Genomic DNA, 7,022 nt, shown 5'->3' with positions numbered 1-7,022 from the left:
GGCGTCGGCGTCGGGCGCGGAGCCGGGCGTCGCGCCGGGAACGGCGGAGGCCGGGCCGCGCCCTGCGCCGCCGTGGCGGGAGCGCCTGCGCGTCGGCCTGTCCGCGTGGGGTGACACGAGGATCCTCCTGATCGGCACGATCGTGCTGGGCATGACCTTCGCCGAGGGCTCGGCCAACGACTGGCTGGCCCTGGCCGCCGTCGACGGGCACGGGCTGAGCAACACGGAGGGCGCCATCATCTTCGGCGTCTTCGTGACGGCGATGACCGTCGGCCGAGTGTTCGGCGGGCCGATCCTGGACCGGTTCGGGCGGGTACCGGTGCTGCGCGCCTGCGCCGCGCTGGGCATCCTGGGCCTGGTGTTGTTCATCCTCGCGCCGAACGAGGGGCTGCTTTACACCGGCACGGTGCTCTGGGGTCTCGGCGCGTCGCTCGGCTTCCCGGTGGGCATGTCGGCCGCCGCCGACGACACGCAGAACGCCGCCGCCCGAGTGAGCGCCGTCGCCATGATCGGCTACTTCGCGTTCCTCGTGGGCCCGCCCGTGCTCGGCCTGCTCGGGGAGGCCTGGGGCATCCTGAACGCCCTGTTCCTGATCCTGGCGCTGATGGTTCTGGCGGGCCTGGCCGCCCCCGCCGCGCGCGAGCGCACCAGCGCCCCCGCCGCCTAACGAATTCGACGGAGATTTTGGCGCTAGAGGCCGGTTTTGGGGCTGTTTCAAGCCGAAACGGCAAAATCTCCGTCGAATTGGTTCGGACCCGGGGCGCGGGAGGTTCGTCGAGGGTGGGCGAACGTATGCCGCGGCGCGGTTAGGCTCGAACCGTGCGCCTTGTGATTGCGAAATGTTCCGTCGACTACGCCGGGAGACTGAGCGCGCATCTGCCGCTGGCCACCCGCCTGCTCATGATCAAGTCGGACGGCAGCGTGCTCGTGCACTCCGACGGCGGCTCGTACAAGCCGCTCAACTGGATGAGCCCGCCGTGCAGCCTGGCGCTGTCCGAGCCCGATGACGACCAGACGGAGGCCGGCGTCACGGCCGTCTGGACGGTCACCCACGCCAAGACCGCCGATCAGCTCATCGTCAGCATCTACGAGGTGCTGCACGACTCCGCCCACGAGCTCGGCATCGACCCCGGGCTGATCAAGGACGGCGTCGAGGCCCACCTGCAGAAGCTGCTGGCCGAGCACATCCACCTGCTCGGCGACGGCCATATCCTGGTGCGCCGGGAGTACATGACGGCGATCGGCCCGGTCGACATCCTGGCGCGCGACTCCACGGGCGGATCCGTCGCCGTGGAGCTGAAGCGGCGCGGCGACATCGACGGGGTCGAACAGCTCACGCGCTACCTCGAACTCATGAACCGCGACCCGCATCTTGCGCCGGTGATCGGGGTTTTCGCCGCACAGATCATCAAGCCGCAGGCGCGCACCCTGGCCGAGGACCGGGGTATCCGTTGCCTCGTTCTCGACTACGACGCCATGCGCGGACTCGACGACACACAATCGAAACTCTTTTAGGGGCTGGCGGCCCGCGCGAAAGCGTATTACTCCTATTTTTCTTTAAATTCATGCGATGGATCGACTCCCGACCCCTAGTATTAGCCTGTGATTTCGACATTGACCCGCACGTGGAGTGCCATCATATTTGACCTTGACGGAACGATCACCGATTCCGCCCCGGCCATCACCAATGCCCTCGCCCGCACCTTCGCCGTGCTGGGCCGCCCGGTTCCCGCCGACGCGAAACTACTGGCCTACGTGGGGCCGCCTCTGCTGGCCGCTTTCCGCGAGTACGCCGGAATGACACCGGAGGAGGCCGCCGAGGCTGTCGCCGTCTACCGCGCCGACGACCAGGGCAAGCACCTGCTGGACACCGCCATCTTTCCGGGCGTCGCCGGACTCCTCGAGCGCATCCACGCGGCGAAGATCCCGATGGCCGTGGCCACCAGCAAAACCCAGCACAATGCGATCGCGGTGCTCGAGCACTTCGACCTGGCACAGTACTTCACCGCCATCGTGGGCTCCACCGACACCGAGACGCGCAGTTCCAAGGCCGACGTCGTGGCGGAGGCCCTCGAGCGCCTCGCCGCCGCCGGTGCCGACCTCAGCAAGCCCGTCATGGTCGGTGACCGCCGCTACGACGCGGAAGGTGCGGCCGCCCACGGCGTGCCGGCCATCCTCGTGGAGTGGGGCTATGGCTCCCCGTCCGAGGCCGCCGAGGCGACCGCGACCGTCTACTCCGCTGACACGCTCGGCAAGATGCTACTCGGCTGACACCCCCCCTCCCTGCCCCCACGAGAAAGCACCCTCGTCTCGAAACGAGGGTGCTTTTTCCTTATCCACGCGGACTCCCGCGCCAACTCCGGCGCGGACTCCGGGGTGGCTAGATGATGGCGGCGCGCAGGGCGGCCGCCGCGGCGGCCGGGTCCTCCGCGCCGTAGATGGCGCCGCCGGCGACGGCGACCCGGGCCCCGGCACGCTGCACGGAGGCAATGGTGGCGACGCTCACACCGCCGGCCAGGGAGAACGGAACCCGGGCGGTCTCACCCTGGTTGAGCAAAGTCGAGAGCGAGAAGCCGGGCTCCGCCTGCTCGTCAAGGCCGGCGTGCATCTCGACGAAGACGGCGCCGAGCTTTGTCACTTCGCGGGCCCGCGTCACCTTGTCGGCGACGCCGATCAGGTCGACGACGACGCCTTTGCCATGCTTCGTGGCTGCGGCGACGGCCCCGACGATGGTACTGTCCCCGGCCGTGCCGAGCACGGTCACCAGGTCGGCGCCGGCGGTGAACGCCAGGTCGGCCTCGAGCTCACCGGCATCCATCGTTTTGAGGTCGGCGAAGACCGTCTTGTCGGGGTGAGCGGCCTTGATGGCGGTCACGGCACGCAGGCCCTCCGCCTTGATCAGCGGGGTGCCGAGCTCGATGATGTCCACGTAGGGTGCAACTTTCGCGGCCAGCTCGAGGGCCGCATCCGTGGTGAGTACGTCCATGGCGACTTGAAGCTTCATGATGGTCTTCTTTCCGGTTCTGGTGACGTCTGGTGAGGTCTGATAGGTCTGAGTGAGTGAAAAGCGTTATTCGAGGTTGGCGTGCCGCGGCCACAGATCGTCGGCCGTGGCCCCGGATGCCTTCCACAGGCTGTGGAAGATCGCGTCGCCGAGCACGACGACGGTCTGTTCAAAGAGCGCGCCCGAGTACTGCAGCGACCGGAGTTCGTCGTGGTCCTGCTTCTGGGCGGCCGGCACGACCACGGTCACCGCGGCCAGCGCGGCGAGCGGGGAGTCCGGAGCGGTGGTGATCGCGATTACCCGGGCACCGGATGCCGCGGCGGTCTCGGCCGCGCGCACGACGGCGGCCGTCGCGCCGGACCCGCTCGCTACCAGCAGCACGTCGCCGGCCGCGATCGCCGGGGTGGTGACCTCGCCGACCACGTGCACGTCGAGCCCGAGGTGCATCAGCCGCATCGCGGTCATGCGCAGGGCCAGGCCGGACCGGCCCGCGCCGAGAACGAACACGCGCCGGGCTCCCCGCAGGGCGGCCGCAGCCTGGTCGAGGGTCGGGAGGCCGGCCGTGTCGTCAGTGCTGTTCGCGCTGTTCGTGGTGTTCGCGCTGTTCGTGGTCGCCGTCGTCAGGAGCTGGCGCACGATCCCGGCGTTCTCGGCCGCGATGGCGGCGAGCGATTCGGTCACGGTCAGTGTCACGGGGGTGTCGGTGCAAGAAGGCATCCCCTTATGGTCCACTCTTTCGGGCGGGCAGGAGGCCCACCGAACGGGCGGTGCACCTACCCGAACGGATGGCTGAACGCGCCTCCGGTAGGATGCTGAGGTGAATAGTCAGCGCCCAGCCTCCTCGATCGAGCCGTTCGACTCCCGCTCGGCCGCCGCCGAGCGCGCCCGGGTCGTCGCCGACCTGACCGACACGCAGGCGACCACGCTCGAGTCCCTGCTCGCCGTGCTCCGCTCCCGGAACACGAGCGACGCCTCGGCCCGGCAAACCGCGATCGACCTGGCCGCGACGGCGATGGTGGCGCTGCGCGCCGTCTCCGACCTCGACCGGTCCCTCACCGAGGAGCCCGTTGCTCGGGCCTTCGAACGCCTGCGCGACGACCTGCGCCCGCTCGTGCGCTTCGGCGACCTCGACGTGCAGTTCATCGAGCCGCCCGTGAACGGCCGGGCCCTGCCCGGCGAGGTGGCCCACGCCGCCCGGGCCATCGTGCGCGGCGCGGTCCTGGCTCTGGTCGAGCAGGCCGGGGTGGCCCGCGTGCGCGTGCACTGGGACTGCGACGGCAGCAACCTTTTGATCCACATCCGCGACGACGGCTCCGGCGACCTCACCCCGGACAGCCCGAGCGTCAGCCGGTTGACGAGCCGGGTGGCCGCACTGAACGGCTCGCTGCGGCTGGAGGCGACGACCGGCTGGGGGTCCGAAATGACCGTCACCCTCCCCCTCGACGTGCCGCTCGCACCGCTCACGGCCGCCGCCGCGTGGGGTCTGAGCCCGCGCGAGAAGGGCGTGCTCGAGCTGGTCGCCTCCGGCGCCCGCAACCGGGCGATCGCCGAGACGCTCTCGATCAGCGAGAACACGGTCAAGTTCCACGTCGCCAACCTGCTGCGCAAGGTGGGTGCTTCCACCCGGGCCGAGCTGGCAGCGCTCTCCCGCTGAGCCGCCGCTTCCGTGCGAAACTGGCCATCGCGCAGCATCCGTTCACACCGACGGATGCCCGCCGAGAGGACACGCCATGGACGCCACCGAATGGGACACCCGCTACCGCCTCGCCCGTGAGGCACAGGCCGGCCAGGCCGGACGTCTGTGGTCGGCTCTGCCGGCACAGATCGTGCAGGACACCGTGAGCCCGTTCCCGCCGGGGCGTGCGCTGGATCTGGCCACCGGCGACGGTCGCAACGCGATCTGGCTGGCCGGCCACGGCTGGACGGTCACGGCGGTCGACTTCTCCGCCGAAGCCGTCGGCCTGGCCGAAGCGCACGCCGCCGAGGCAGGCGTGTCGGTGGACTGGCAGGTCGGCGACGCCACGACCTGGGATCCGTCAGGCGAAAGCTTCGACCTGGTCACCGTGATGTACCTGCACCTGCCCGAGCCCGCCTTGCGCGCCGTGCTGGCCCGCGCCGCCGGGTGGCTCTCCCCCGGCGGGCACCTGGTCGCGCTCGGGCACGACCAGACCAACCTCGCGACCGGGGCTCCCGGACCGGGCGATCCGGCCATCCTCTACTCGCCCGAGCTGCTGCGTTCCTGCATCGACCCCGCAAGCCCGGGTGCCTCCCGGGTCGTGCGCTGCGAGACCATCCGCCGCGACCTCGCCACCGACCCGGAGGCCCCCGGCGACGGCGGCGCCGCCACATTCGCCCTCGACACCCTGCTCGTCGTCGAAGTCTAATTACCCCCTGGGGTATGCTGAAACCCCAGCGCACATGCCACAAGGGAGCCCGATGTCCACCAATCCGGATGCGCCCGCGCCCGTGACCCCGGACGCCCGCCCCGCGCCCGCGCCCGCCGACCACACGCCGCTGCAGCGCACGGTCGTGCGGGTGCTCATCGCAGGCCAGATCCTCGGCGGCATCGGCATGGGCGCGACGCTCTCCCTCGGCGCCCTGCTGGCCGCGCAGCTCTCCGGCTCCAGCGCCTGGTCGGGCATGGCCGCCACCATGAGCACCCTCGGCGCCGCCCTCGCGGCCGTACCGCTGGCCCGCCTGGCCCAGCGCCGCGGGCGCCGCCGCTCCCTCGCGACCGGCTCGCTCATCGCCGGCTCCGGCGCTGTTCTCGCCATCACCTCGGTCGCGGTCGACATCTTCCCGCTGCTCCTGCTGGCCCTGATGCTCCTCGGCGCCGGATCGGCCACGAATCTGCAGGCCCGCTTCGCCGCCACCGACCTCGCGAGCACACAATTCCGGGCGCGCGACCTGTCCATCGTGGTCTGGTCGACGACCATCGGCGCCGTGCTCGGCCCGAACCTGTTCGGCCCCGGCGAGACCGTGGGGAAGGCCCTCGGCCTGCCCCCTCTGACCGGTGCCTTCGCCTTCTCCCTGATCGCCACGGTCGGCGCGGCCATCGTCTACACGGTCGGACTCCGCCCCGACCCGCTGCTCACCGCCCTCGCCGCACGCGAGGTCGACCCTGTCGGCGGCACGCGGCGCGGCGGCCTGGCCATCGTGCGCGTCAACCCGCAGGCCCGCTTCGCAGTGGTCGTGATCGCCTGCAGCCACGCCACCATGGTCGCCCTGATGTCGATGGCCCCGGTGCACCTGCGCGACCACGGCGCCACCCTGACGCTGGTGGGGCTGACCATCAGTTTCCACGTCGCCGGCATGTACGCGCTCTCGCCCGTCTTCGGTTGGCTGGCCGACCGGCTGGGACGGATGCCCGTCATCCTCATCGGCCAGAGCCTGTTGCTGGTCTCGCTGGCGATCTTCTGGCTGGCCGGGGAGTCACAAACTGCCATGACGGTGGGGCTGATCCTGCTCGGACTGGGCTGGTCGGCATCCGTCGTCGCCGGCTCGGCGCTGATCGCCGAGGTGGTGGGCGTGCACGACCGCGCCGCCCTGCAGGGTTTCTCCGACCTATCGATGAACGGGGCCGGTGCCCTCGGCGGAGCCCTGGCCGGCCTGATCCTGAGCGCGATCGGCTACTCCGGGCTCGGGCTGGTCACCATGGTGCTCGCGGGCGTCATCGTCGTCTGGTCTGCCGTGCGCGGCACCACGGCCCGGCCGGTCGTGCGCTAACCGGGTCAGTCCTGACAATTGGTTATTTCACTGCGGCAGGTGCGAGTCGACCGCACCGCGTGGACGCTTTCCGCACAGCTGGCATCCCGCCCTCGGTGTCGAACCAATTCGACGGAGATTTTGTGCTGAGAGCGCTCTTTCCAACTGTTTGAACCCGATTTGGCCAGAATCTCGGCTCTCCTGCTTCATCTGTGGGTGTTTCGGAGCGCCTTAACGGCCGCACGCCGCTTCCTGTCTAGGTTTCTGACTGTCTAGGAACAGAAACTCAAGGGGCAGGAAAACGGCGTGCGGT

8 protein-coding genes are annotated in these 7,022 nt (G+C 70.1%); 6 read left to right on the top strand and 2 right to left on the bottom strand.

Annotation, left to right across the window (positions count from 1 at the left end):
* The 3 genes from E3N94_RS03570 to E3N94_RS03560 form a co-directional block, all read left to right on the top strand.
* The coding region (locus tag E3N94_RS03570; RefSeq protein ID WP_134569824.1) for an MFS transporter at positions 1 to 667 on the top strand (667 nt) is incomplete at its 5' end.
* Between the two features lie 152 nt (positions 668 to 819).
* Positions 820 to 1,515, top strand: a complete 696-nt coding sequence (nucS, locus tag E3N94_RS03565; RefSeq protein WP_104169263.1) for an endonuclease NucS — start codon at positions 820 to 822, stop codon at positions 1,513 to 1,515.
* A gap of 87 nt (positions 1,516 to 1,602) precedes the next feature.
* The gene (locus E3N94_RS03560) at positions 1,603 to 2,271 is read left to right on the top strand and encodes an HAD hydrolase-like protein (protein ID WP_134375191.1); all 669 of its coding nucleotides are present in this window, start codon (positions 1,603 to 1,605) and stop codon (positions 2,269 to 2,271) included.
* A 109-nt stretch (positions 2,272 to 2,380) separates the two neighbouring features.
* On the opposite strand, the gene hxlA is transcribed toward E3N94_RS03560, so the two are convergent.
* The gene (hxlA, locus tag E3N94_RS03555; protein ID WP_104100578.1) at positions 2,381 to 3,004 is read right to left on the bottom strand and encodes a 3-hexulose-6-phosphate synthase; all 624 of its coding nucleotides are present in this window, start codon (positions 3,002 to 3,004) and stop codon (positions 2,381 to 2,383) included.
* A gap of 66 nt (positions 3,005 to 3,070) precedes the next feature.
* A complete protein-coding gene (gene hxlB, locus E3N94_RS03550; RefSeq protein WP_134342771.1) occupies positions 3,071 to 3,721 on the bottom strand; it encodes a 6-phospho-3-hexuloisomerase in 651 nt (216 codons plus the stop codon).
* Positions 3,722 to 3,821: 100 nt separating this feature from the next.
* Between hxlB and E3N94_RS03545 the strand changes: the two genes are divergently transcribed.
* The 3 genes from E3N94_RS03545 (at position 3,822) to E3N94_RS03535 (ending at position 6,730) form a co-directional block, all read left to right on the top strand.
* Positions 3,822 to 4,658, top strand: a complete 837-nt coding sequence (locus tag E3N94_RS03545) for a LuxR C-terminal-related transcriptional regulator (RefSeq protein ID WP_134569823.1) — start codon at positions 3,822 to 3,824, stop codon at positions 4,656 to 4,658.
* Positions 4,659 to 4,734: 76 nt separating this feature from the next.
* Positions 4,735 to 5,388: a class I SAM-dependent methyltransferase gene (locus tag E3N94_RS03540; protein ID WP_134375197.1), complete on the top strand. Its 654-nt coding sequence runs from the start codon at positions 4,735 to 4,737 to the stop codon at positions 5,386 to 5,388.
* A gap of 52 nt (positions 5,389 to 5,440) precedes the next feature.
* Positions 5,441 to 6,730: an MFS transporter gene (locus tag E3N94_RS03535; protein ID WP_134569822.1), complete on the top strand. Its 1,290-nt coding sequence runs from the start codon at positions 5,441 to 5,443 to the stop codon at positions 6,728 to 6,730.
* Positions 6,731 to 7,022 lie beyond the last annotated feature (292 nt).

The organism is Cryobacterium sp. Sr3 (assembly GCF_004402835.1).
In the GTDB taxonomy this organism is placed as follows: domain Bacteria; phylum Actinomycetota; class Actinomycetes; order Actinomycetales; family Microbacteriaceae; genus Cryobacterium; species Cryobacterium sandaracinum.
The sequence above is the reverse complement of the archived record's forward strand: the minus strand, read 5'-3'. Positions and strand labels throughout refer to the sequence as shown.